This is a genomic window from Vibrio ouci, assembly GCF_004551525.1.
Taxonomy (GTDB): Bacteria; Pseudomonadota; Gammaproteobacteria; order Enterobacterales; family Vibrionaceae; genus Vibrio; species Vibrio ouci.
This window is the reverse complement of record NZ_SATR01000006.1, coordinates 91,291-117,795: the sequence shown is the minus strand read 5'-3', so window position 1 is coordinate 117,795 and position 26,505 is coordinate 91,291. Positions and strand designations below refer to the sequence as shown.

General features: G+C 44.5%; 22 protein-coding genes. 13 read left to right on the top strand and 9 right to left on the bottom strand.

All coding sequences use genetic code 11. The features are described 5' to 3' along the window. Positions 1-5 precede the first annotated feature (5 nt). Positions 6-1,154, bottom strand: coding sequence for an iron-containing alcohol dehydrogenase (locus tag ELS82_RS06320; protein WP_134834722.1), 1,149 nt, complete (start codon positions 1,152-1,154; stop codon positions 6-8). A gap of 127 nt (positions 1,155-1,281) precedes the next feature. On the opposite strand from ELS82_RS06320, the gene ELS82_RS06315 reads away from it, so the two are divergent. Continuing rightward, entirely contained in the window at positions 1,282-2,175 is an 894-nt protein-coding gene (locus tag ELS82_RS06315) for an AraC family transcriptional regulator (RefSeq protein ID WP_134834721.1), read from the top strand. Between the two features lie 391 nt (positions 2,176-2,566). Continuing rightward, positions 2,567-5,719, top strand: coding sequence for a chitinase C-terminal domain-containing protein (locus ELS82_RS06310; protein ID WP_134834720.1), 3,153 nt, complete (start codon positions 2,567-2,569; stop codon positions 5,717-5,719). Between the two features lie 75 nt (positions 5,720-5,794). On the opposite strand, the gene ELS82_RS06305 is transcribed toward ELS82_RS06310, so the two are convergent. The 4 genes from ELS82_RS06305 to fruB all read right to left on the bottom strand — a co-directional run bounded on the left by ELS82_RS06305 (position 5,795) and on the right by fruB (position 11,766). Next, complete coding sequence (locus ELS82_RS06305) at positions 5,795-7,696, bottom strand: sensor domain-containing diguanylate cyclase (RefSeq protein ID WP_134834719.1); 1,902 nt, start codon at positions 7,694-7,696, stop codon at positions 5,795-5,797. Between the two features lie 194 nt (positions 7,697-7,890). Next, the gene (gene fruA, locus ELS82_RS06300) at positions 7,891-9,633 is read right to left on the bottom strand and encodes a PTS fructose transporter subunit IIBC (protein WP_134834718.1); all 1,743 of its coding nucleotides are present in this window, start codon (positions 9,631-9,633) and stop codon (positions 7,891-7,893) included. An 18-nt stretch (positions 9,634-9,651) separates the two neighbouring features. Next, positions 9,652-10,620, bottom strand: coding sequence for a 1-phosphofructokinase (gene pfkB / locus ELS82_RS06295; RefSeq protein ID WP_134834717.1), 969 nt, complete (start codon positions 10,618-10,620; stop codon positions 9,652-9,654). Between the two features lie 9 nt (positions 10,621-10,629). After that, entirely contained in the window at positions 10,630-11,766 is a 1,137-nt protein-coding gene (gene fruB / locus ELS82_RS06290; protein ID WP_134834716.1) for a fused PTS fructose transporter subunit IIA/HPr protein, read from the bottom strand. 304 nt (positions 11,767-12,070) lie between these two features. Between fruB and cra the strand changes: the two genes are divergently transcribed. Then, complete coding sequence (gene cra, locus ELS82_RS06285; protein ID WP_134834715.1) at positions 12,071-13,048, top strand: catabolite repressor/activator; 978 nt, start codon at positions 12,071-12,073, stop codon at positions 13,046-13,048. 177 nt (positions 13,049-13,225) lie between these two features. Here cra and ELS82_RS06280 read toward each other — a convergent pair whose 3' ends face one another. Then, on the bottom strand, positions 13,226-13,744 hold the full coding sequence (locus ELS82_RS06280; protein ID WP_134834714.1) for a hypothetical protein: 519 nt from the start codon (positions 13,742-13,744) through the stop codon (positions 13,226-13,228). A gap of 94 nt (positions 13,745-13,838) precedes the next feature. Then, complete coding sequence (locus tag ELS82_RS06275; protein ID WP_134834713.1) at positions 13,839-14,213, bottom strand: YgiW/YdeI family stress tolerance OB fold protein; 375 nt, start codon at positions 14,211-14,213, stop codon at positions 13,839-13,841. A 173-nt stretch (positions 14,214-14,386) separates the two neighbouring features. On the opposite strand from ELS82_RS06275, the gene ELS82_RS06270 reads away from it, so the two are divergent. The 4 genes from ELS82_RS06270 to modC are packed head-to-tail and all read left to right on the top strand — an operon-like array spanning position 14,387 to position 18,414. Continuing rightward, on the top strand, positions 14,387-15,850 hold the full coding sequence (locus tag ELS82_RS06270) for a cobyric acid synthase (RefSeq protein ID WP_167489246.1): 1,464 nt from the start codon (positions 14,387-14,389) through the stop codon (positions 15,848-15,850). Next, positions 15,851-16,609: a molybdate ABC transporter substrate-binding protein gene (gene modA / locus ELS82_RS06265; protein ID WP_134834712.1), complete on the top strand. Its 759-nt coding sequence runs from the start codon at positions 15,851-15,853 to the stop codon at positions 16,607-16,609. A 3-nt stretch (positions 16,610-16,612) separates the two neighbouring features. Continuing rightward, entirely contained in the window at positions 16,613-17,311 is a 699-nt protein-coding gene (gene modB, locus ELS82_RS06260) for a molybdate ABC transporter permease subunit (protein ID WP_134834711.1), read from the top strand. Then, a complete protein-coding gene (gene modC / locus ELS82_RS06255) occupies positions 17,308-18,414 on the top strand; it encodes a molybdenum ABC transporter ATP-binding protein ModC (RefSeq protein WP_134834710.1) in 1,107 nt (368 codons plus the stop codon). Before modB ends, modC begins: the two co-directional genes overlap by 4 nt. A 41-nt stretch (positions 18,415-18,455) precedes the next feature. On the opposite strand, the gene ELS82_RS06250 is transcribed toward modC, so the two are convergent. Beyond that, on the bottom strand, positions 18,456-18,893 hold the full coding sequence (locus ELS82_RS06250) for a DUF3069 domain-containing protein (RefSeq protein WP_134834709.1): 438 nt from the start codon (positions 18,891-18,893) through the stop codon (positions 18,456-18,458). Positions 18,894-19,101: 208 nt separating this feature from the next. Here ELS82_RS06250 and ELS82_RS06245 point away from each other — a divergent pair, with 208 nt between their 5' ends. Both ELS82_RS06245 and ELS82_RS06240 read left to right on the top strand, forming a co-directional pair. After that, positions 19,102-20,037, top strand: a complete 936-nt coding sequence (locus ELS82_RS06245; protein ID WP_370447450.1) for a GGDEF domain-containing response regulator — start codon at positions 19,102-19,104, stop codon at positions 20,035-20,037. A 74-nt stretch (positions 20,038-20,111) separates the two neighbouring features. After that, positions 20,112-21,101: a Solitary outer membrane autotransporter beta-barrel domain gene (locus ELS82_RS06240; RefSeq protein ID WP_134834707.1), complete on the top strand. Its 990-nt coding sequence runs from the start codon at positions 20,112-20,114 to the stop codon at positions 21,099-21,101. On the opposite strand, the gene ELS82_RS06235 is transcribed toward ELS82_RS06240, so the two are convergent. Beyond that, positions 21,098-22,333 (bottom strand): GGDEF domain-containing protein, encoded by a 1,236-nt coding sequence (locus tag ELS82_RS06235; RefSeq protein ID WP_134834706.1) that lies wholly within the window; start codon positions 22,331-22,333, stop codon positions 21,098-21,100. The two genes, ELS82_RS06240 and ELS82_RS06235, sit on opposite strands and share 4 nt — an antisense overlap. 220 nt (positions 22,334-22,553) lie before the next feature. On the opposite strand from ELS82_RS06235, the gene ELS82_RS06230 reads away from it, so the two are divergent. The 4 genes from ELS82_RS06230 to pntB all read left to right on the top strand — a co-directional run bounded on the left by ELS82_RS06230 (position 22,554) and on the right by pntB (position 26,470). Further along, the gene (locus ELS82_RS06230) at positions 22,554-22,919 is read left to right on the top strand and encodes a late competence development ComFB family protein (protein ID WP_134834705.1); all 366 of its coding nucleotides are present in this window, start codon (positions 22,554-22,556) and stop codon (positions 22,917-22,919) included. 16 nt (positions 22,920-22,935) lie between these two features. Then, on the top strand, positions 22,936-23,214 hold the full coding sequence (locus ELS82_RS06225) for an HlyU family transcriptional regulator (RefSeq protein WP_134834704.1): 279 nt from the start codon (positions 22,936-22,938) through the stop codon (positions 23,212-23,214). A gap of 297 nt (positions 23,215-23,511) precedes the next feature. Further along, a complete protein-coding gene (gene pntA / locus ELS82_RS06220) occupies positions 23,512-25,062 on the top strand; it encodes a Re/Si-specific NAD(P)(+) transhydrogenase subunit alpha (RefSeq protein ID WP_134834703.1) in 1,551 nt (516 codons plus the stop codon). A gap of 13 nt (positions 25,063-25,075) precedes the next feature. Continuing rightward, positions 25,076-26,470, top strand: a complete 1,395-nt coding sequence (pntB, locus tag ELS82_RS06215; RefSeq protein WP_134834702.1) for a Re/Si-specific NAD(P)(+) transhydrogenase subunit beta — start codon at positions 25,076-25,078, stop codon at positions 26,468-26,470. Positions 26,471-26,505 lie beyond the last annotated feature (35 nt).

Sequence of the window (26,505 nt, the reverse complement as noted above, 5' to 3'; positions counted from 1 at the left end):
ATCTGTTACGCAATAGCGCTTGCTAGAATATTGCGACTTTGGTCTAGGGTAATCGCTTGATTCTCACCTAATGCTACCATTCCATGCTGCTCTAACTGTGACACTACTGCTTCAACTGCATCGTTTTTACTACCTTGGTATTCATTAAACTCTGTAGTAACCCCGAGTGATTGGTAGAAGGCTTCAATCGCATCGATCGTCTGCTCAGCAAGAGTCTCTGATTCTGACAATCCAAATACGTTTTTGCCCATTTGCTCAAGCTTGGCTTTTTTCACTGCGAACTGATTACGAAGTAGTGAAGGCTGAACAATAGCAAGTGAACGTGCATGATCAACTCCCCAAAGGGCTGTAAATTCATGACCAATCATATGTGTTGCCCAGTCGTGAGGAACGCCAGAACCAATCAGTCCGTTAAGCGCTTGGTTGGCATTCCACATTAGGTTTGCTCGCCATGCATCGTTGTCACGATTTTCGAACTCTTCGCCCAGTTCCTTTAGGTTTTTAAGCAATGCTTCAGCGTAGCCATCTTGCACCATAGCGCCGTGAACATTCGTTAAGTATTGCTCACAGACGTGAACCCATGCGTCGACGATACCATTGACAAGCTGACGCTCAGGCAGCGTTTTCATCACATCAGGATCCATCACGGCAAATTTTGGCTGTACGTGCGGCGTCATGAAAGGCAGTTTGTCGTGAGTCTCTGCTTTAGTGATAACAGCGCCCATATTCGACTCTGAACCTGTTGCTGGTAGCGTCAGAATGGCACCTAGCGGAACTGCGGACGAAACAGGGTGCTTACCGATCATAATATCCCAACCGTCACCATCATAATGAGAAGCCGCGGCAACGTATTTAGAACCGTCAATCACTGAACCGCCACCGACAGCCAGAATGAAGTCGATACCTTTTTCTTTCACAATAGAAACCGCTTTGTCGAGCGTTTCCTTAGTTGGGTTTGGCTCTACGCCAGAAAACTCTACCCAATCGTAGCCTTGAAGCGCTGCACTAACTTGGTCATAAACACCATTTCGTTTGATTGAGCCACCGCCGTAAATCACGATAACCTTGCTGCCTTGAGGAATAATCGAATTAATACTCTGAATTTGTCCCTGACCGAATTGGATTTGAGTAGGGTTTACATAGGTAAATTTCATAGGGTGCCTTTCAGTTCTATGTGAATGCATGCTGAGTTTATATTGTGCATATTAGTCTTGACTTTATAATCATAAAAGGCCAATTTCTCTAATATTATTGCCTATTACTACAATTTACGGGGTGCTAATGTCGCTAGCTAATTTAATGCAGCAATACGTTGAGCTAAACCAACTAGAGAACCTTGAAGGGATTTCAAAGACCAAAATTGAAGGTGTATTCTTCTATCGAAGCAGTAAGGGAAACAACCGCCAGCCGTTTGTTTATCAGTCTGGTGTAATTGTTCTTGGGCAAGGGCATAAGAATATCTACCTAGGGGATAAGCCTGTTCGGTATGGTTCTGAAGACTACTTAGTAGTCGGCGTGCCAATGCCATTGGAATGTGAGTCGTTTCCTGACAACGGCGAGCCTTTGCTAGGTTTGAGTATCAGTATTGATCCGCAAGTTCTTCATCGCCTTGTCAACAAACTGGAATCACTACATTGTTATAAGCCACATGACGAACGCTGTGTAGGAGCAGGCTTAGGCGCTGTCAAAATGGATGATGGAATGCTTGATGTCTGTAAGCGCATTATGAAAGCACTATGTTGTCCGATAGAAGCGGAAATTTTGGCGGATAGCTTAATGGAAGAGTTGGCCTATCGAGCCTTGATGAGTTCAGAAGGGCAAGTGTTGTTTGATCTAGCACGACATGATGGTCATTACGCGAGAGTTGCAAAAGCACTGGAGTTTTTACATAACAACTACCATGAAACGGTGACCGTTCAGCACTTGGCACAACAAGCAAACATGAGTGTGTCAGCATTTCACCAAGCTTTTCGAGATGTAACCCTTGAGTCGCCAATTCAATACATGAAGAAAGTACGATTAAACAAAGCGCGAGAGCTAATTCAACTAGAGGGAGTTCGGGTAGGAGTCGCGGCAAGAAGTGTTGGGTACAACAGTACATCGCAGTTTTCGCGCGAATTTAAGCGACATTTTAATCAAACGCCGACTGAAATAAATGCAACGGCTGATGATTAACGACAAAACTTGTTAAAAGAGGAAATTGGATTTTACAAGTTTGCAGTGTTTTTTGAAAATTCTATAAGTAATACTAGAGGAAACAAGAGCAAAGCTCTGAAGACCCCTATAGGAGATCTAGTCAATCTTCTAACCAAGCCCCTTCATCGATTCGGTGAAGGGGCTTATTTTTTATAAGTAAAATAAATCAGTTATTAGTTATTGATGCAAAATAAGCGTCTCATTGTTGCAAAAGTGACACTTGGATTTGCGAGTGAATTTGAAGTCTAACGATTTTAAACGTGTGTTTCTGCGGCTGTTATCTAATGTTATTTCACTGAGTAATTTAAGTTCGTAGTGATCTTTATTCCACTTTTATTACGTGTAAACAATAACTTAAGGATAACGCAATATGCACCTATCAAAAAGGAATGCAGCAAAAAGAGTCTTTACGCTAAGTACCCTTAGCGCATCGTGCTTGATGGCATTCAATAGCTACGCGGCTGTTGACTGTTCAACGTTAAGTGCTTGGGAATCAACGACAGTTTACAATTCTGGAGACCAGGTTGAATACCTAGGAAATGCTTATCAAGCAAACCACTGGACTCAAGCCAATGACCCTGCTCAGACGGCAAGCGAATGGGGACCATGGAAAGAGATTGGCAGTTGTGATGCGACGGGTGGTAATGAACTTCCTAGCGCCACGATTACTTCTCCTACAGCGACAGATACAATTGCGGAAGGCGATGTCGTTCCTCTATCTGCAGATGCGTCAGACATTGATGGAACTGTCACCAAAGTTGAGTTTTTACTGAATGATGCTGTCATCGCTCAGAGCAAATCTGCGCCATATGCTGCCGTTTGGACTGCAATCCAAGGTAACCATAAAATCACGGCTGTCGCTTACGACGATAAAGGTGCGCAGAGTGTTTCGAGTGATGTAAATATTACGGTTACGTCGCTTAATCCAGACAACATTGCGCCAACCGTTGACCTTACTCTGTCTGCACCTTCAGTGGAGTTAGGAAGCGTAGTGACTCTAAGCGCAATGGCTGACGACAGCGATGGAAGCGTCGAGAAAGTAGATTTCTACGTAGCGGGTACGCTAGTTGGCACTGTCGCAACTGCGCCTTACACGCTCGATTACACAACAACTCAATCAGGTAACCTAGCTGTCTACGCGGAGGCGACCGATAACTTAGGCGCGTCAACCAATTCTGCTTCAACTTCTCTTCAAGTAAACAGCGCGCCAACCGTTGCTACATGTCGACCGGATGGTCTTTATCAAACACAAGGCGTTGACGTTCCTTACTGTACGACTTACGACGAAGAAGGCCGTGAATTGATGGGAGCGGATCACCCTCGACGCGTGATTGGTTACTTCACAAGTTGGCGTGCAGGGGATGACCCTCAAGCGGCTTATTTGGTGAAAGACATTCCGTGGGAGCAACTAACTCATATTAACTATGCGTTTGTGGGTATTGGTTTGGACGGTAAGGTCAACCTAGGCGACGTTAACGATCCAAATAACGCTGCAACAGGCAAAGAGTGGGCTGGTGTAGACATCGACCCAACCCTAGGTTTCAAAGGACACTTTGGTGCATTGGCAACATACAAAGAACGCTACGGTGTTAAGACGTTGATTTCTATCGGTGGTTGGGCTGAAACCGGTGGTCACTTTGGCGCTGATGGAAACCGAGTTGCCGATGGTGGTTTCTACACAATGACCACAAATGATGATGGTTCTATTAACCATGCGGGTATCGAGAAATTTGCGGCATCTGCCGTAGAGATGATGCGTACCTATAAATTCGATGGTCTTGATATTGACTACGAATACCCAACCTCAATGGCAGGGGCTGGTAATCCGTATGATAAGGCGTTTATGGAGCCACGTCGTCCGTATCTATGGGCATCATACCAAGAGTTAATGAAAGTACTTCGTGAAAAACTTGATGCAGCTTCAGCTCAAGATGGCATTCACTACATGCTAACCATTGCGGCTCCGTCATCAGGTTACTTGCTACGTGGTATGGAGACATTTGATGTTACTAAGTATCTCGATTACGTAAACATCATGTCTTACGACTTGCACGGTGCTTGGAATGATCATGTTGGTCACAATGCGGCTCTGTTTGATACAGGTGAAGATTCAGAGTTAGCACAGTGGAACGTATACGGCACTGCAGCGTATGGTGGTATTGGTTACCTGAATACCGATTGGGCTTATCACTACTTCCGCGGTTCAATGCCAGCAGGGCGCATTAACATAGGTGTTCCTTACTATACTCGCGGTTGGCAAGGTGTCACCGGCGGAACAAATGGTCTATGGGGCCGCGCAGCGCTTCCTGATCAAACCCAGTGTGCAGAAGGTACAGGTGAGGGCGAAAAGAACAACTGTGGTAACGGTGCTATGGGCATCGACAATATGTGGCATGACCTAGACCCTAACGGTAACGAAATGGGCGCGGGTTCAGGGCCAATGTGGCACGCGAAAAACCTTGAAAATGGTATTTGGGGTAGCTACAGCGACGCCTATAAGCTAGATCCTGTGAATGATCCGACGGATCGACTCGTTGGTACGTATCAGCGTAACTATGACAGTGTGGCGGTAGCGCCATGGCTATGGAACGCAGAGAAGAGCGTATTCCTATCGACAGAAGATGAAGCCTCTGTCAGCGTCAAAGCGGATTACGTTATCGACAAAGAGATTGGCGGTATCATGTTCTGGGAACTAGCAGGTGACTATAACTGTTATGAACTCGATGCTAATGGTCAGCGCACTAATGTCGATGTCAGCGAACAGTCTTGTAAATCAGGTACTGGTGAATACCATATGGGTAATACCATGACGAAAGCTATCTACGATAAGTTTAAGTCTGCAACCCCTTATGGCAATAAGATCGCGACAGGTGCAATCCCGTCCGAAGCTGTTGATATCTCCGTTTCAATCGGCGGTTTTAAAGTTGGCGATCAAAACTATCCAATTAACCCGAAAGTGACGTTCACTAACAACAGTGGTCAAGCGATCCCAGGTGGTACAGAATTCCAGTTTGATATTCCTGTTTCAGCCCCTGACAACGCAAAAGATCAGTCAGGTGGTGGCCTCAAAGTTATCGCTTCTGGTCATACAAAAGCAAACAACATTGGTGGGCTAGAAGGGCCAATGCACCGCGTTGCGTTCAGCTTACCAAGTTGGAAAGATCTACCTGCTGGTGGCACTTACGAGTTAGACATGGTGTATTACCTACCAATCTCTGGTCCTGCTAACTACACGGTGAATATTAATGGAGTAGATTACGCATTTAAGTTCGAACAACCAGACTTACCTTTAGCGGATTTATCAGCAGGTAATGGCGGTGGTACAGGTGGTAACGGAGGAGACACTGGCGGAAACACAGGCTCTGGAACCGTTACAGCCTGGGAACCAGGTGTTACTCAAGCAACAAACGGTGACACATACAGCTATAACGGCAAATGTTTCGTTGCTAAGAACAACCCAGGCACTTGGGAGTCTCCGACGCAATCAAACTGGTTCTGGGATGAAGTTCCTTGTCCACAGTAGTTAAAATGATAGTCAAACACTAATAAAAAGGCCTTGGGAATATCCAAGGCCTTTTTCTATTTATTCTGATGACGCTTAAGCAATTGAGTCATTTTCAGTCATCGACAGGATAGAGACTTTATCGCGTCCTAAAGATTTTGATTCATAGAGTGCAATATCAGCGCGTTTATAGGTTTCATCTTGGTGCGAACAAATTTCGGTAAGCCCGGCACTGACAGTGATGTTTAAGTCGCTTTCGATATTAACCGCTACGCGAATTCGGTTTAAGACCATTTCGGCTTCTCTAAGATCGGTATGAGGCAGAATAAGTGCAAACTCTTCGCCACCGATTCGAGCTACAAGATCGGTCTCTCTTAACTGCTTCTCTAGAGACTTCGCGACTTGCCTAATAACGGCGTCTCCCTTGTCGTGACCATATCGATCATTGACTCGTTTAAAGTGGTCAATGTCTATTAGTGCCAGCACTGAAACTGCGTGGTTTTTATAGCGTTTAGCTCGAGCTGAGTGGGCCTGCATTTCGGAATCGAATTTGCGACGATTCCAAAGTGACGTCATGGAATCTTTTTCACTTAAAGCGCGTAGGCGATTTTCGAGCTCTTTACGGTGAGAAATATCAACGAATGACGCAACATAAAACTGAATCGTATCGCTATTGTGTTTTACTGTTTGGATACGTAGTATCTGAGTGATAAGTGAGCCATCTCTGCGTTTATTGATGACTTCACCTTCCCATAGACCGGTATTTTCTAGCTGCTTCCACATCTTTAAGTAGAACTCTTGTGAGTGCTTACCGGATGAAAATAGTGAAGGCTTATGTCCTTTGACGTCTGCTAATTCGAAACCACTGACGCGAGTAAATTCTTCATTAACTTGGATAATTCGATTATTCCTATCGGTAATGATCATTGCCGACATGCCGTTCATCGCAGCACGAGCAATTTTACTGTCTAGACTGTTTTTCTCGTGGTTATAGTTCCATGTAACGAAGGTAAAGGTTAGTAGGAATAATATGATCAGAATAAAAGTTGCTTGCTGATATAGCACCTTTTTTTCATCTTGCGTGAACGCATTTGCTTCAGAAAAATCTGTTTTGAGAAAAAGAATCATATTGCTGATTTTATCAACGTTATCTATCTGAGTTTTAGTGTAAGAAAGCCAACCGTCCTGATCTTTTACTGTTCCTGAGTCACTTTGTTGAATGCTAGTCCAAAGCGCTGGGTATTGCTTGGCTATGTTCATTTCCTGATTTTCGTAGACCAAATGCCCCATAATGTCGCTGCCTTTTGGCGTCATTAAGTAATAGCCTTCTTGAGTGGCTATTTTCGGTAAATTGACAGCGCGATTCTTATAAGCAAGTTTGTTGTATATTCTGACGATATCTAAATTGGCAACAAAATAGCCCAAGCGTTCACCATCAAATGAAATAGGGTAGATGACTCGATAGGTAGGTGTTAACGGGTAGACCAGATCACCATTTTCTTGTTCTAAATCGATGCCAAACGTACCGACCTCGCGGTCTCCTAAGTTTCTAGCGTACTCAAAATAGTCTCTATCACTCTTATTTTGTAAATGCTCTGCTTCAACAAGCTCGATGAAGTTGTTACCACTATTAATACGAACAACCTCATTACCATCGATATCAATGAACCTAAGTTGCGAGTAATACCCTTGAGTGCGTGCAATAAGTACCCAGAAATCCTGCAGGGCTTCCAAATTGTCTTCTGATGGGTTGGTCACAGCTTGCAACAGTATGTTGTTGTGAGAAAGGTAGCGTAATGACGCAGACATTTTGTCTAACGAAGACTGTAACTCAACCTTTGAATACTCGAGTTTATTGCGGCTCTGCTGCTCAATATTGGATTCGGTTTTAAGTTCAATTAAGGAGAGTTGATTGAAAAAGTATAAAAAGGGCACGAACGCCAATACGCTAAATACGGCGATAGATTGAAGAACAAATTTGGAACTGCGTTGGCGCATTATATCGATGTAAACTTCAAATTAATCAGTAGCCGACGACTATACAGGTATTTTATACCATTTACTGTGAGCCTTGTTGAGTATATAGCTATTGAGTATGTCATCTCCTATGTACACATAGCAATCTGTTGCTATGTGTGTAAACGGATAAAAAAAGCACCTGCAGTAGGTGCTTTTATCTTGGGGGTTATGAATTACAGTGCTGATGCAGCCACTTCATTCGTTTTTGCCTTACTTTTAAGGAATGCGTAGCTGAAGCCTGTTACCGCCGTGCCGGCTGCAATAGCAACTAGATACATGAAGACAGGGGTAATTGCATTTGGAATTAGCAATACAAACAAGCCGCCGTGAGGTGCCATAAGTTTTGCGCCAAACAACATAGACAGTGCACCTGTTAACGCGCCGCCCGCCATACATGCAGGAATTACGCGCATAGGATCTTTAGCTGCGAATGGGATAGCACCTTCAGAGATGAAGCATAGGCCTAGAACAAATGATGCTTTACCTGCTTCTTGCTCACTTTTCTCAAACTTGCTCTTTGCAATGAATGTCGCTAGACCCATACCAAGGGCAGGAACCATACCCGCAGCCATGATTGCAGCCATCGGTGCGTAAGTTTGCGATGCCAATAGGCCAACACCAAACGCGTATGCCGCTTTGTTTACAGGGCCACCTAAGTCAAAACACATCATTGCGCCAAGCAATAGACCTAAAAGAACAGCGCTGTCAGAACCCATGTTGTTTAAGAAGTCTGTCAATGCGTTCATTACGCCAGATACAGGGCCACCAACAATATAGATCATCACTAAACCAGTGAATAGCGTGGCAACAAAAGGAATGATCAGGATTGGTTTCAGCGCTTCCATTGATTGCGGTAGCGACACTTTATCCGCTAGGAACTTCGCGGCATAACCCGCAATAAAGCCTGCTGCGATACCACCTAAGAAACCTGCACCAGTAGAACTTGCAAGCATACCGCCGACTAAGCCAGGAGCAAGACCCGGGCGGTCAGCAATTGAGAATGCAATGTAACCAGCAAGAACCGGAATCATCAGTGCGAACGCAGAACCACCACCAATCGTCATGAGCGCTGCCGCTAATGTGCCTTCTTCTTTAAAGGCTTCAATGCCGAACACGAAAGAGAGGGCGATGATCAGGCCGCCAGCAACTACGACGGGTAGCATGTGAGAAACACCGGTCATTAGATGTTTATACGCACCTTTCTTTTCATCCGTGTTATTTGAAGCTGTTGCGCCACTGTGTTTATATTCAGTAGCTTTAGAGAAAGCATTGTCCATCTCTTCAGATGTTTTTTTAAGTGCCGGACCCGTTTTGGTGCGATACATTAGCTTTCCATCAAAGCGGTCAAGGGGCACTTCAATATCTGCTGCAATGATCACAAGATCTGCATCAGCGATTTCTTGGTCAGTCAGCTGGTTTTTAGCGCCAACTGAACCGCGGGTTTCAACTTTAATTTGATGACCGCGTTTCTTGCCTTCTTCTTCAAGTGCTTCTGCAGCCATGAACGTGTGTGCTACCCCTGTAGGGCAGGCGGTAATCGCGACAATTTTCTTCTGTTCGCTAGTGCCTTGAGCTTGAGTCGACTCAATTTGCACTTCTGATTTTTGTAGCAGGTTGGCATGTTCAACTGCGTGTTGTAAAAAGGCCTTTGAATCAGCCGCTACTTTTTCTATTGAAGCCGCATACACTTTTTTACCGACGAAACGACTAGTATCGATCGTTTTGTCTGCCGCAATAATAACAACATCGGCTTGGTCGATCTCTTCAGCACTAAGGACTGCAGAGTCCATGACTGATGATTGACACTCAATTTTCGCGTCCCAGCTTAGTGATTTAGCCGCTTGTTCTAATAGACCTGCAGCTAAGATGCTATTGGCTACGCCACTAGGGCACGCAGTAATGATTGCTAATTTCATAATGGTAACCTTTGTTCCTTAGTTCTCGATATGAGTTGTTGCTAAGTCAAGTGCTTGAACTTGTGTCTTGCTCTTGATCTCATCCAGCTCTTGTTGGCTGGTTAAGCCCACGCCAACTTGACTAACAGCAAGCGCTGATAGTGCAGTGGCGAAGCGAATTAATGATTCTTTTGGTAACGCTTGCATGTGGCCCCAGCAAAGCCCTGCAACTAATGTGTCTCCCGCACCAACAGTACTCACGACTTTCATTTTCGGTGGCTGAGCTGAAATCCATTCGCCTTCATGAAGCCACATGACGCCATCTTTACCCATCGATACGACGATGTTATCGATACCTTTGCTGCTTAAGCTTTGCGCTGCTGATTTACACTCGTCTGCCGTTGAAAGTTTGGTGCCGATGAAGTCACTAAGTTCTTCGTCATTGGGTTTAATTAGCCATGGCTGTGCATCGATGCCCGCACGCAGCGCAGCTTTGCTACTATCAAACAGCACTTTCTTGCCGCGTTTACGTAACTCGGAAATCCAAGACGCACACAGCTCAGGAGATACGCCCCCCGGAAGGCTACCTGCAAAGACAAAAAACTCATGATCTTCAGCCAGTGCGTACAAAGTCTCTTCAAAGCGTGCAATATCATTCTGTGACACGGTCACGCCAGGGAAGTTGATATCCGTTACTTGTTCATTCTTCTCGACCAGTTTGACATTGATGCGCGTCGCACCTGCAACTTCGACAAAACGGTCCGTTACACCAATCTGGGCAAATAACTGATGGAATAGCTCTGGGTTTTCTTTTCCCAAAAAGCCAGTGACCGTAACATTTGCACCTAACTCACTGAGTACCTTTGCAACATTGACGCCTTTACCCGCTGCGTGGAGATTACTCGAAGAAACCAAATTAACTGCACCAGCGCGTAACATCTCGATAGAGCCTGTTAAATCGAGTGCCGGATTGAGTGTTACTGTCACAACTTTATTTGTTTTAGTCATGAGATACCCTTAGCTTTCGCCTAAGCCAGATGCGATGGCAACACCGATCGACTCAAGTGCCATTGCAGCATCTTCGCCATCAGCACTGAACTGAAGTTGATGCCCATGTTTGACACCCAATGCGATTACTTTCATCAAGCTTTTTGCGTTCACTTCTTTGCCATCACCATCTAGGTTGGCAACACGGATATTGGATTCGAATTTCTTCGCTTCTGCTACCAGCATTGCGCCTGGTCTAGCGTGTAAACCATGAGCGTTCTTAATCGTAAATACCGCAGTCTTTTCGTCATTTTCTTTGGTTGTCGAGCTTACTGTTTCACCGTTTAACAGAGCAATAACTTGCTCTGTTGATGCGTTAATTAGAGTTTCTTGTTTGTTCTCAAAAACGATTGATGACAGGTTTTGCAGAATTGAACTGTGCGAGCTATTACACGCAGCAAATGCAATCAAAGCACGAACAGGTGTGTCTTGTAGTGAACAATCATTAGCGGTAGAGACAAATGAAACGCCTGTACGAGTTACATCTTTGTCACTGCCTACTAGCCATAACCCTTTGCCTAGATGAGTCGGTGTTTTAGCGACGATATCAGCGACAAAAGCGCTACCAGCACAGCCTGTGTTTTTTAGTAATCCAGATGCTACTGCGCTCATTTGAACCATATCGCTTGCTGGAAAGTTGAGTTGAACAAGCGAAGCATCAAGTTCGGCTTCAAGTTGCGTTTCACCAAGTAGTAGGGCGGCGATTTCATTCTCATACTTAGCTGTTTTAAGCGCTTGTTCTACACCGTCCGCAGACAAAACTTTGGTCAATTGTTTCAAAATACCTAGGTGCTCGTCTGACTTAGCCGCAATACCGATTGCAACGTAAACGATATTACCGTTACCCCAGTCAACACCATTAGGGTAGTGATGAACTGCCACACCCGTTTGTTTAACTAAAGGTCTCGTTTCAATTGTCCCGTGAGGAATGGCAATGCCGTTGCCTAAAAAAGTCGAGTTTTGCTTTTCGCGATTCAGCATTCCTTCTACATAGCCTTCATCGACCAGTTCGTTAGTGGTAAGGCTACGCGCAACGTTACGAATTGCGTCGTATTTGTCATTTGCAGCTTGTGCAAGCGTAATATCGCTAGTGGACAACTTAAGCATGGTGGCTTCTCCAGCTTTGTAAAAACATACTAATTACACGGTCAGTAATCAGCTTCGAACTCATTTACTGAACATAACTGAATCGATTCAGCAAAAAGGAAATAAATTAAGGATTCAGCAATCACCTAAACAACAGGGTTCCTGTCGGGCGGAAAGAAGAAACAAATAGGTGATTCTTGTCACTCTATTAGTCTTGCTGAATCCTTTCAGCTTTTATACTGAATCGTTTCAGCTTATAATTCAACTTCGTCAAAGATCGTAAGTGGCGGATTATGATCCAGCGCACAATAAAGAGGTTTGTGATATGACACTCGATGAAATAGCCCAATTAGCGGGGGTTTCAAAAACTACAGCGAGTTACGTGATTAATGGTAAAGCGCAAAAATACCGTATAAGTGAAAAGACTCAGCGCAAGGTAATGGCCGTAGTAGAAGAGCACAATTACCGTCCGGATCTTGCCGCAAGCACACTGAGAGCAGGGCATAGCCGTTCCTTTGGGCTAATCATTCCCGATTTAGAAAACACCAGTTACGCACGCTTAGCCAAACTACTAGAGCAAAACTCACGTTCAGCCGGTTATCAAATATTGATTGCCTGTTCTGATGATGATCCGGAAACGGAGAAAAATGTGGTGCGTGCATTGGTCAGTCGCAAAGTGGATGCTTTATTCGTAGCAAGCGTGATCCCAGAGGCAAGCGACTATTACGTAAACCTTCAAAATAGTGGTACTCCAGTGATTGCTCTCGACCGTCCTTTAGATGATGAGCACTTTTGCTGCGTTATCAGTGAAGATTTTGGTGGTGCATTTGAACTGACTTCATCCGTTATAAGTGACAATGTCACATCAATTGGACTTATTGGTGCATTGCCAGAGCTAAACATCTCAAAGGAGCGTGAACTTGGCTTCGCTTCTGCTGCAAAGAACCGCGCAATTACGTCAATAATCGGCTATGGCGATCACTTTAACCGCAGTGAAGGCAAGCGCGTACTCGATCAATGGGTGGCAAATGATACCGTTCCTGATGCTATTGTCACCACCTCTTACACGCTACTAGAAGGGGTGCTTGATGTGCTTCTGGAACGCCCTGAGCTGGCTGGAAAAATAAAAATTGCCACGTTCGGTGATAATCGCCTGCTAGATTTTCTGCCGATGAAAATCAACTCATTGCCTCAGCAGTTTGAGCTTATCGCCGACAGTGCAATGGCGCTCGCGCTCAATGCGGCGTCGAAACGATACCAAACGGGCGTTGAGCTTATCCCACGAAAAATCGTCGTTCGTTAATTCAACCTAATAACAATAAGGCCCTGACTAATGCTAGTCAGGGCCTTATTCTATTTAGGTAAGCTATATGGCTTATGTATCGCGGTCATATATCGGCAAAACTTGTCCTCCCAATATATGCGAACGTGTCCAATCTTTCGATAAGGGGGCTACTCGACTATGAGCAGCCGAAATGGTTTAGTATTGGAAACGAACTGACATAGTAACTTGAGGGCCGTATAAACCGTTGTTACGAGTTTCTGCAGAAAGCGATAGTTGCTCTGTCGAATGGAATCGAACACCTGCGTGGAAAACAGAAGAGTCGTCGTTACGACCAAGTCGCCCCGTAGCTTCTACTTGATTCGTCAGCCAAGCTCTTAAACCAATGTTGAATTCTGCTTGAGTATTGCTGTCTCCACCGGCTTCTTCCGTAAGCTTCACTTGGTGGATAAGTAGCTGACCATATACGTCTACAAATTGGTTTACTGGGCCATTAAAACCAATACCGCCCGCTAAGTCGTAATCGCTGTCAAACTGGCTGTCTACACGTACGATGAAGTGGGAGTTATCGGTAAAGAGTGTACTAAATTCTACCCCAGTCATTTCTGGACCAATGGCGGTACGCACTTCAAGGTAGTTGTAGTTAAAATTGTTTGCTTGAACATTTCCGCTGATGCCTGCGATCGCTAAGGCACTGGCCAAGATAATTTTTTTCAAAAGTAGTCTCCGACTAACATTAAAATGTAGTTATAAAAATGGCTTGCAATAAGCAAGCCAATAATAACTTAATCGAAAGACTAATTCAGGCGATTTATAATACTTGGATACGATCTACTTCAATTTCCGGTGTGTTTCCGCCTTCGTATTCACCAAATAGACGTACGTTAGTCGTATGATCAATAGGTTGAGTCATGTGAATATCGTCGTCTAGTTCAACTTGAATCTCGCCTTTACCGTCGGAAAAGATAAACGTATCGCCTTTTAATTGACGCACAAGTACACCTTCAACCACGACGTTCTTCTCAGTAAACATGCTTGTATCTTTAAGTAATGAATCTACTGTTACCACTTCAACAGGCCCCGTATATTGGATCGCTGATTGATGGTTTCTGTCGTCGTCTTTTGCCATCGCCAATGTTGGAGCTAGGATGATGGTTGCAGCAGTCGCTAAAATTACTTTTTTCATTGAGGTTCCCTCTGTTTTATTCGGTAGTGTTTGTTTCGATGGAGCTATTAAAACAGAGTGAAGTTGAATCGATACTGAGCACAAGGTTCATATTCGATTCATCTTGTTGAGTCATTGCTATAAAAGCCGCTATTATGGCAAGCAGAACAAATGTTTATTGAGTTTGAAACGGAATGCAGTCGACGTTAAAAGCATTAATGGTGCAGGGCACTACTTCTGATGCTGGAAAAAGTGTGTTAGTGGCAGGATTATGCCGTGTGTTAGCGCGAAAGGGGGTAAATGTCGCCCCCTTTAAACCACAAAATATGGCGCTCAATAGTGCAGTCACGGCGGATGGTGGTGAAATAGGCCGAGCTCAAGCCGTTCAAGCTCTAGCGTGCGACATTGAGTCAAGTGTTCACATGAATCCAGTGTTGCTTAAACCCCATACAGACATGGGCGCGCAAGTAATCTTTCAAGGAAAGGCGACTACAACCGTAGATGCTATTGGCTACCAATCGTATAAGAAAGTCGCTCTTCCTGTCGTTATGGAATCTTTTTCGATCTTACAGCAGCAATATGACACGGTATTGATTGAAGGAGCAGGGAGCCCAGCAGAAATAAACCTGCGCGAAAATGATATCGCCAACATGGGATTTGCTGAAGAGGCTGATGTTCCCGTGATAATCGTGGCAGATATCGACCGAGGCGGCGTATTTGCCCATCTGTACGGTACCTTAGCACTTCTATCGGAAAGTGAGCAACAGCGCGTGAAAGGCTTCGTTATAAATCGTTTTAGGGGCGATATATCACTTTTACAACCGGGACTCGATTGGCTAGAAGAAAAAACAGGCAAGCCTGTTATTGGCGTCCTACCATACCTTCATGGTTTTGATCTCGAAGCTGAGGATGCGATTAACGCGGAGCAGCTTAACGGCGAAGAGACCAAGCTAAGGGTTGCGGTTCCTGTATTTCCAAGAATCAGTAATCACACTGATTTTGATTCACTGCGAGTTAATCCAGATATCGATTTGCAGTATGTCGGTAATGGTGAACGCATCAAAAATGTCGATTTAATCATACTCCCGGGTTCTAAAGCGGTCCGAAGCGATTTGGACTATCTTCGCAGTCAACAATGGGATCAAGATATTCAGCGTCACTTGCGCTACGGCGGTAAAGTTATGGGCATCTGTGGTGGATATCAAATGTTGGGGCAGGCGATTCATGATCCACAGGGAATTGAAGGCGACGCCGGCTCAACGACCGGACTTGGCTATTTGGAAGCGGAAACCGAACTCAAACCTAATAAAACACTGACTACTGTCACAGGTCAACTTAATCTAAATGGCTCAGATATCCCGGTTCGCGGCTATGAAATCCATGCAGGTATCACCGAGGTGAAATCAAAGGCGCCTGTTTATTTGCAGTCTGGACAAGCGGACGGGGCAATTAGTGACTGCAATCAAGTGTTTGGTACCTACTTACATGGTATCTTCGACGTTCCCGCTGCGGTTAATGATATTTGCCGCTGGGCAGGCGCTGATAACATCGCTCAGATTGATCATCAAACCAATCAACAACAAGCCATTGACCGCATAGCAGATGCAATTGAAAGCCATCTCAAACTCGATGTTCTTTGGCCACAGTTAAAAGACTAAATGAAAATAACCAAATTTCGCCATATTATTGGTACGGCAGCGCTGCTATTTTGCGCATCATTATCTGCGCAAGAGCAACTTCGAATTTATGCAGCGTCATCGATGACAAATGCTGTTAATGAATTGGTCGATGTTTATGAAAGCAGTAACAAGGTAAAAGTGACCACTGTATATGGTGGTACCTCTTCGTTAGCTAGACAGGTAGAGCAAGGTGCGCCGGTTGATGTGTTTATCGCTGCAAATACGAAATGGATGAATTACTTGGTCGACAAAGACCTCATCTCAGGTGACAACGTCACTAACATAGCAACCAATGAGCTTGTTGTTATCGCACCCGAAGCACTAGAGCTTGATGTTACTAGCGAGAATTCTTGGTCATCGGCATTAAACGGCCAACGTTTGGCAATTGGACAGACTAATGCGGTTCCAGCCGGTATTTATGCAAAGCAATCACTAGAGTCACTGAATGTTTGGTCACAGCTTAAGCATCAGTTAGCCCCAACAAAGAACGTTAGGATTGCATTAACGCTAGTTGAGCGTAAAGAAACGCCACTTGGTATCGTTTACCAGACAGATGCCTTATCCAGTTCCAATGTCCAAGTTGTCGCTAGCCTTCCTGAAACAAGCCATGACGCCATTATTTACCCAATGGCCATGATGAACAGTGAACCAACAACGGTGGACTTTACCCAATTTGTTCATTCCAAAGCGGGGCAAGAGATACTGAAAAAGTACGGATTTAATCAAGGTACGCAATAACCAATGGAAATATTGACCGAGTACGAATATCAAGCAGTGATACTTAGCTTAAAGGTAGCCTTTTATGCGATTGTTTGGCTTATCCCCTTAGGAGTAGGATTAGCTTGGCTGTTGGCTCGTAAGGAGTTTTACGGAAAAAGCTTCATCGATAGCTTGATTCATTTGCCTCTCGTGCTTCCTCCTGTCGTTGTCGGCTATTTGTTACTTATTTCAATGGGACGCCAAGGGTTTCTTGGTGAATGGCTTTACCAATACTTCGGGGTTGTATTCTCATTCAGTTGGAAAGGAGCGGTATTAGCCTGCATTGTGGTGGCATTGCCGTTAATGGTGCGCTCAATTCGCTTGAGCTTAGAGTCGGTTGATACAAAGTTAGAGCAAGCCGCGGCGACCCTTGGCGCATCTCCCATTAAGATCTTTTTCACGATTACGTTACCATTGACTGTGCCGGGAATTATCACTGGTACCATGCTGGCTTTTGCCCGTAGTCTAGGCGAATTTGGTGCAACTATTAGCTTTGTCTCTAACATCCCTGGTGAGACTCAGACAATTCCACTCGCAATGTACAACTTTATTGAAACACCGGGCTCTGAAGCAGAAGCGATGCGCCTTTGTATTATCTCGATCGTGATCGCTTTAGCTTCTTTGATTGCTTCCGAACAATTGAGTCGTGTTACGGCTCGTCGTTTAGGAGGAGCTAAATGAGTCACTTAACCATTCAATATCAACAGCGCCTCGGTGAGCTTGATTTTGATATTGACCTTCAACTTCCAGAGAAAGGAATCACTGCCGTATTTGGTCGCTCAGGAGCAGGCAAAACGTCGTTAATCAACGTCATCGCCGGATTAAGCAAACCGAGTTCTGGCCTGATCCAAATAAACAACGCCACGCTTTATGATTCTGAGCGAAAGGTCGATATCCCAACGTTTAAGCGTAACGTCGGATACGTATTTCAAGATGCACGGTTATTTCCTCATTACAAGGTTAAACGCAATTTGACCTACGGGGTGAAAGTTCACGATGAGCAGCATTTCGAGCAAATTACCGACTTATTGGCCTTAAAGCCACTCCTTGAACGCTATCCAAATCAGTTATCTGGCGGGGAAAAGCAACGCGTTGCCATTGGCCGAGCGCTACTGTCTAAGCCCGACATTCTTTTAATGGATGAACCGTTAGCTTCTTTGGACTTGCCGCGTAAGAGAGAAGTGATGCCATTTCTTGAACAACTGGCGCTGCAGGTCGAAATCCCCATTGTTTATGTGTCTCATAGCTTAAATGAGGTTCTAAGACTGGCTGACCATTTAGTTATCATTGAAAAAGGTAAAGTGGCGATAGCAGGGCCTATAGAGCAAGTATGGGCATCGAAAGCTATGCGCCCTTGGCAATCTTTTTCTGAGCAAAGTACGCTGTTTGAAGGCAAACTGATTCGTCATAACGAAGAGTATGCTCTATCTCAAATAGAGTTAGCCAAAAACATTACGCTTTGGGTACAAAAAATTGATGGTGATATTGATTCCTCAGTGCGACTACAAGTTAGGGCCAACGACGTATCATTGATGTTAGAAGAGCCAAAGCAGACGTCTATACGAAACATTCTTAAGGGTACGATTAGCCAAATAGAGACTCAATCTCATGGCCATGAAAGACAGAGCGTTTCAGTACAAATAGAACTGGCTGACAGCTGTCATTTGAATGCCACAGTGACAGCTTGGGCGAAAGATGAATTGCAACTCACACCGGGTATGAGCGTTTATGTTCAGATCAAAGGGGTGAGTGTCACCCAGAAAGATATTGTGTTATCCCATTAAAAAACGCCGCATATAGCGGCGTTTTCTTTATTTGCATCAGATTACTTAGCAAATACGTCCGTGAAGTCACGCTTAAGAATTGGGTCGCGTCGTGCTTTTTTAATTTGTTTCACCATGTCTTTAACACAGTTATGTAAAACTTGGTCAAGCAGCTGAGCGCGGTACTCTTCTTTTTGCTCTTCAGTCATGTCTTGTGGAAGATTCAGTGTTGGGAACTCTTCCATCACATTTAAGCCTGCAAAAGCTTGGCTTACTGAGATAAGTGCGTGAAATTGTTCGAAGTTGTCTAGAACGTTTTGAGCGCTATTTGGTAGCTCGTTCCAAGCTTCACGAACAGCTTCTTCGGAAACATCATGGATTGACGTCACCATGTAGTGCATTGCTTCTGGTACTCCGTCAAACTCAATAACTTGACGCAGTTCTGCAGAAACTTCTGCCAAATCTACTTTCGGTTGTTCTGATTGATTAACGTCAGACATGTTTATCTTCTCTTGTATGTGTATATGACGGCGTTATCGTAAAAAATTGGCGCCAAATGTCAACCTTGGATGGAGGATTATGTAATTGTGTAGTATTTTTAGTCTAAGCACGTGATTTCTTATTAGTTTTAATCAAATGCCTATTTCTTATTTGTAACTCTTTTTATCAAACCTTGGAGCAATTAGAGTGGATGTACGCGGTTCTTCTATGAAGATACTCCTGGTTGATGATGTTCAAATGGAACGTATTCAACTGGCAATTCGATTAAAGCAGCTTGGGCACACCGTTGAAATGGCCGATTCTGGCCGTCGGGCGCTTGAGCTCTATCGTGATTTTGAGCCTGAGTTAATACTACTCGATGTCTCAATGCCAGATATGAATGGTTTTGAAGTTTCTACGCAAATTCGTAAGCAATACCCAGAGTGGGTGCCGATTATTTTCTTAAGTAGTCACGATGAACCTTCGATGATCGCTAATGCAATCGAAGCAGGGGGCGATGATTACTTAATAAAACCCGTCAACAAGATTGTACTTAATTCCAAATTAATCGCGATGCAAAGAATTGCTTTCATGCGTCGAGAGCTTAAGCAAAAGTCAGCAGCACTGGCCAAAGCCAACCAAGAGCTTGAACAACTCGCACAAGAGGACGGCTTAACTAAGGTTAAAAACCGCCGATTTGTCGATCAAAAGTTACAAGAGATGATTCTGCTTCACGGGCGTCATGAATTGCCACTCAGTGTGATACTCCTCGATGTGGATAAATTTAAGCTGTTTAACGACAATTATGGCCACATTGAAGGGGACAAGTGCTTAATTTTATTAGCTGAGCTCTTAACCAATTTATTTGTGCGAAGTGGTGAAGTCGTTGGCCGATACGGCGGCGAAGAATTTGTGATTATTCTCGGCTATACCGATCAGGAAAAAGCGATCAAAGATGCTTCGCGTATACAGTCTGCGTTAACTGAAGCGAATATCCCTCACGAGTACAGCGAAGTGGCTGATATGGTGACAGTGTCACAAGGTGTATTCACAACTATCCCAAGTGGCAAAGAGAGCATTGAACAAATTTATGAGCTTGTCGATAAGCAGCTCTACCAAGCGAAACAGGCTGGCCGGAACCAATATATTAGCGTTCACCAATAGTCATCAGTGATTGTTTTGAAGCCAATTTTCAAGTAACTTACTCTAATTGCGAATGAATTTGGAATATTGATTAGATGGTAACGTTTAAATCTTGCCGTTATCTAGGCTTGTCGTTAGCGTGCTTTTCACCGATTGCTTTAGCCAAAGGCAACCCTCACTTCCAAGACTACTTAGAACAGGCTTTTTCCGCAGCCATTGTTTTGACTGACAGTGATGTATTCACTGTTGGGGTTCATGACTTTGACCCAAATGATTGGTTTAATCTCGATAATGAAGATATCGGCTCTCAAGAGTCGGTTCAGTTGCGCCAGCAAATCGCGGTCTCAACACTCCCATTTACGATAGACCTAAGCGATGAGAATGCGGTTCACAAGCATCAAATATTCACTCGTTTTTCAATTCTTGGTTCACGCCAGGACTTTGAGATAAGGCCATCCGACGCGGAAGACTTCCAACACGAGATCATCCTCGGGGCATTTACCGCTTATCGCTTCCGTTACCAGCTATCAGAACATTGGGCTCTGACACCAGGTATCGGTATGCACCTGCAGTATTTCAATAATAATCACGAGTATCGAAGTGACTTTTCTAACGAGAATGTAAAACCCGCTTTAGACAAGGTCATTTTCAATACTGACGCGTGGGCAGCATCTATTGAGCCTCACGCCGAGCTTAGATACGACAAACCGACAAATTGGGGTAGTTGGAATGTCACGTCTTCATACCATTACTTCTATGGCAAAGGGTGGGGTGAAGCCAACTACGGTGACGTAGGCAACCCTGAGGGCTGGTATATGGCCAACGGAATCGAAGCTTACTATAACGTCAGTAAATTAGGCCGTTCTGTGCAGTCGGTCTACAGTAGCTTTAGACGTATCGACATTGGTGGAGACACCAGTACACCGCTGGGTACACCGTATTACTATGAGGGTTCGATAGGATGGTTAATGACGCCGCCGTTTGAGTCTGACTGGATTGATAATGTGGGTATCGGACTGAATATTAACTACGGCAGTAATCTAAAAGGGGGCAGTATCGTCTTGTTCTTTAACCAAGTCGATTAAGCAATACAAACTTTATTGCGACCTGCTTTCTTCGCTTTGTACAGGGCATCATCGGCAGACTTCATTACTTCAGAAACCTTTGATGTCTCACTACTATCCGCTACCCCAATACTGATGGTGACATTCACAGTATCGCTGGCCTTTTTAGCACCACGTTTCTTACTCCCTTGCTTGTCGTCTTTAGGGCGGGCATCTTGGTTTCGTAGCACCATATCGTAATTTTCGATTGATGCACGTAGTAGCTCTAAGTGATCTTGCGCTTCATCGGCATACTTTCCTTTAAAGAGCACAGTGAACTCTTCACCGCCGTAACGGTAAATTCTTGCACGCCCGCCAATGTGCGACATCTTCGATGCAACAAGCTTAAGAACTTCATCGCCAGTATCGTGCCCGTATGTATCGTTAAACGATTTGAAATGGTCAATATCGAGCATAGCAATCGTATAACGGCGGCCTAAGTGCTTTAGATCAGATTCAAGAGCAAGACGGCCCGGAATCTCGGTTAGAGAGTCAGTAAAAGCAAGCTCATAACTGGCGGATAGCAAATAAACCAACAGCAACACACCAGCCAGTGAGAACATAGTGCTGGATATGTGAGGAATGTGGAAAAAGACAAACGTTGTTGATGCGAGAAGGGTAGCCGAGTAGATAACCACATCGACGATACGATTTTTGCTCAACACGCAGATCGCGAACAGCAATACCATAGCCAGAGAGTAAACCACTAAGATAAACGGCAGCTTAGAGACTTCAGGCAGAACAAATAGGAAGGTTTCATCGATATTATCAAAGCCGCCATCATAAAAGTGGCTGAGAATGAGGTAACACCAAAACACAAACAGTGACAGTGTAACTAAGTAGATGCCAAATGAGCGCGAAAACAGTGTCGAATCTCGATAAGTAAAGACAAAAAGCAGTGCAATCGGCAGAAGCGCCGCAAGAAGTGACAGTTCTAATATCGTCGTACCTGAAGAGAGCGGTGACTGTAATCGATTTTGAATGACCCAATACGAAAGTGCTAGTGCACAAGCAACCATAGCTATCCGGCTCTGCTTAAATGCATTGGCCAACACAATGGTAATGGCGAATAGAACGAAGGGAAGCTTTGAAACAATCCCCAAATTAGACTGAGTCAACAGAATCACGTTGTTCATGCCAAAAGCAATAAACGTCAACAGTAGAAGAGGTAACGCAACACGGAACCAATTAGTTGTGACGATGGAAAACGACATGAAACCTAGCCTAAGACGAATGAATTATTGATTGAATGCTTGTTAAGAATACTTTTATTTGATGAATTTCCAAGCTTTTTACTAAACTTATCTATGAAAAGTGCGGGCATGGATAAATTGCGGACAAAAGTTGATGATAGAGTGTGCAATCTATAGTATCAATTGAACGTTTTAACCATACTGTATAATCAGCGCATTATCTTAGAAGGAGCTAAGCCATATGCAAATAAGTGTAGATGTGCATAACTATATGGAAACTCTCGTAGGGCAAGTACTCGCTAAGCCGGAATTTGTCGATCACTTCGATCATGAGCAACTTGCCGATCTCGCTTGTCTAGCACTCAGCCAACTTCGCCCAGTGTATATACGGCATGATATCGATTTTTTATCCGCGTTACCTGAAGAACGCTTAGTTACGTTGAAAACTTATTCTCAGGTGGCAGTAGACGCTGCAGTAGGCATGATAGTCGATGATCGCCGCAAGCAACGTAAGGATGAAGTTCCCGTTATCTTTAGTAAACAAAGATTTGATGATGACATTGAGCTAGAATGGTTTGAAAAACCAATCTTGAAGAAAGAAAAGTAAATTCGAGGAGTCGTTAGTGGGACTGTTTTCACGCTTGTTTGGGGGCTCGAAAGAGCAACCGAAAGTTGAAGTTGAGCCGGTGGAATACAAAGGCTATCTAATCTATCAAGAAGCTTTGTCAGAAGGCGGGCAGTATCGAATCGCAGGGCGCATTACAAAACAATTTGGCGATGAAACAAAAACACATCGCTTTATTCGTTCAGACGTACTTCCCAGCGAAAGCGATGCAAATGAGTTTATGCTCAAAAAAGCGCAAATGTTCGTTGATCAAATGGGTGACAATATTTTTCAATAGATCCGTACCAATTTGATAAACATCATAAATTTAAGAGCCATTAGTCGTTATGCTGATGGCTCTTTTGTTTATGTAATGAACGTAATTCTTTGTTTTTATGATGAATTATTGCTCCTGGTTAGACCTCTTACAACTTATGTAATTCGTTGTTGAAAAACTAATTAAACAGCATGCAGACTCATTACCAATGGTTATATGTAATGATATTTTGTGTTTTTCTTACAAAATGCTTGAAGTATCTCTAACCGTTGGATAAAAACAGAACAATCATTGTTGCGAATAGTCAAGGAATAGCTAATGCAAATTGGTGTGCCAAAAGAAATACTCGCCGGAGAAACGCGAGTGGCTGCGTCGCCAAAATCGGTTGAGCAGTTATTAAAATTAGGCTTCGACGTTGTCGTCGAAACAGGAGCTGGGGAACTAGCGAGTTTCGACAACTCAGCATTTGAAGCGTCGGGGGCAAAGATTGTTACGACTGAAGAAGTCTGGCAATCCGATCTTATCTTAAAAGTGAATGCACCTTTGTATTCTGAAGAGAGCAATGAAATCGCTCTGCTTAAAGAAGGTGCGAGTCTTATCAGCTTCATCTGGCCAGCCCAAAACCCAGAGTTAATGGAGCAGCTTTCTAGTAAGAACATTAACGTCATGGCGATGGACGCTGTGCCGCGTATTTCGCGTGCGCAAGCTCTAGATGCATTATCATCAATGGCGAACATCGCGGGTTACCGTGCGGTCGTTGAAGCGGCTCATGAGTTCGGTCGATTCTTTACAGGTCAAATTACGGCTGCAGGTAAAGTGCCACCAGCGAAAGTACTCGTTGCGGGTGCTGGTGTTGCCGGTCTTGCTGCTATCGGTGCGGCGGGTAGCCTAGGCGCTATCGTGCGCGCATTCGACGTACGTCCTGAAGTAAAAGAGCAAGTTCAATCGATGGGCGCAGAATTCTTAGAAGTCGACTTCAAAGAAGATTCTGGCTCTGGTGACGGCTACGCGAAAGAGATGTCTGATGAATTCAACAAAAAAGCGGCTGAGCTATACGCACAGCAAGCAGAAGATGTTGATATCATCATCACCACCGCGCTTATTCCAGGCCGACCTGCTCCTAAGCTAATTACCAAAGAAATGGTAGATAGTATGAAAGCGGGCAGCGTGATTGTTGACCTTGCGGCCGCCAATGGTGGTAACTGTGAATACACAGTCGCAGATCAAGTCATCACAACAGCCAATGGCGTTAAGATTGTTGGTTACACCGACATGGTTGGTCGCTTACCGACTCAGTCTTCTCAGCTATACGCGACGAACATTGTTAACCTGCTAAAACTGCTAGCCAAAGAAAAAGATGGCAACATCAACATCGACTTTGAAGATGTCGTTCTACGCGGCGTAACAGTCGTTAAAGAAGGTGAGGTTACTTGGCCAGCACCACCAATCCAAGTATCAGCTCAACCAGAGCAAAAGCCTGCAGCGCAACCAGTTAAACCTGAGCCAAAACTTGAAGAGCCTGTATCTCCAGTCAAGAAGATCGCAGCTCTTGCCATCGGTCTAAGTGCTTTCGGTTGGGTAGCGTCTGTTGCTCCTGCTGCGTTCTTATCGCACTTCACCGTATTCGTACTTGCGTGTGTTGTAGGCTACTACGTCGTTTGGAACGTAACGCATGCATTGCATACACCTCTAATGTCGGTAACGAACGCTATCTCAGGCATCATCGTCGTAGGTGCATTACTGCAAATAGGACAAGGGAATGGGGTTGTATCGTTCTTATCTTTCATCGCCGTGCTTATAGCAAGTATCAACATTTTCGGTGGTTTCACCGTGACCAAGCGTATGCTTGAAATGTTCCGTAAAGACTAAGGAGTAACAGGGAATGTCTGCAGGATTAGTACAAGCAGCTTATATTGTTGCTGCATTATTCTTTATTTTGAGCTTGGCAGGATTGTCTAAGCAAGAGTCAGCAAGATCGGGTAACTACTACGGTATTGCTGGTATGACTATCGCGTTGATCGCAACGATCTTTGGCCCAGAGTCAGAAGGACTTGTTTGGATCATCATCGCTATGGTGATCGGTGGTGGTATCGGTATCCATTATGCTAAGAAAGTTGAAATGACAGAAATGCCAGAGCTTGTGGCGATTCTACACAGCTTTGTTGGTATGGCAGCGGTACTTGTTGGTTACAACAGCTACATTGACGCGCCAGTTATTGCTTCTTTGAACCCTCAAGAAGCGCACGCGGCACACGTGATTCACTTAGTGGAAGTATTCCTAGGCGTATTCATTGGTGCGGTAACATTTACAGGTTCTGTTGTTGCATTTGGTAAGCTACGTGGCGTGATCTCATCATCACCACTAAACCTTCCTCATAAACATAAGCTGAACCTTGCGGCTATCGTCGTTTCAACGCTACTAATGATCTACTTCGTCAAAGCTGACGGTAGCATGTTCGCGCTTATCGTAATGACGCTTATCGCCTTTGCATTTGGCTACCACTTGGTTGCTTCAATCGGTGGTGCGGATATGCCGGTGGTTGTATCAATGCTTAACTCATACTCTGGTTGGGCAGCAGCTGCAGCAGGTTTCATGCTAGCAAACGACCTACTGATCGTTACAGGTGCATTAGTCGGCTCTTCAGGTGCGATTCTGTCTTACATTATGTGTAAGGCGATGAACCGCTCGTTCGTTAGCGTAATCGCAGGTGGCTTTGGTCAAGAAGTGATTATTTCTGATGACGTAGAGCATGGTGAGCACCGCGAAACATTCGCTGAAGATGTTGCTGACATGCTGAAAGGTTCAAAATCTGTAATCATCACTCCGGGATACGGCATGGCAGTAGCGCAAGCTCAGTACCCAGTACATGAAATTACAGAGAAGCTGCGCGCACAAGGCATTGACGTTCGCTTTGGTATTCACCCAGTTGCGGGCCGTCTACCTGGTCACATGAACGTACTACTTGCTGAAGCAAAAGTCCCTTACGATATCGTACTAGAAATGGACGAAATCAATGATGACTTTGGCGAAACGGATACGGTTCTTGTTATCGGTGCCAACGACACGGTAAACCCAGCGGCGCTTGAAGATCCAAACAGCCCAATCGCAGGTATGCCGGTGCTTGAAGTTTGGAATGCGAAAAACGTTATCGTCTTTAAGCGTTCAATGAATACTGGCTACGCTGGCGTTCAAAACCCGCTGTTCTTTAAAGAAAACACGCATATGCTATTTGGCGATGCGAAAGAGAGCGTAGACGCGATTTCTAAAGCGCTATAACGCAGCCTTCCTAACTAAGAAGCCAGCTATAACAG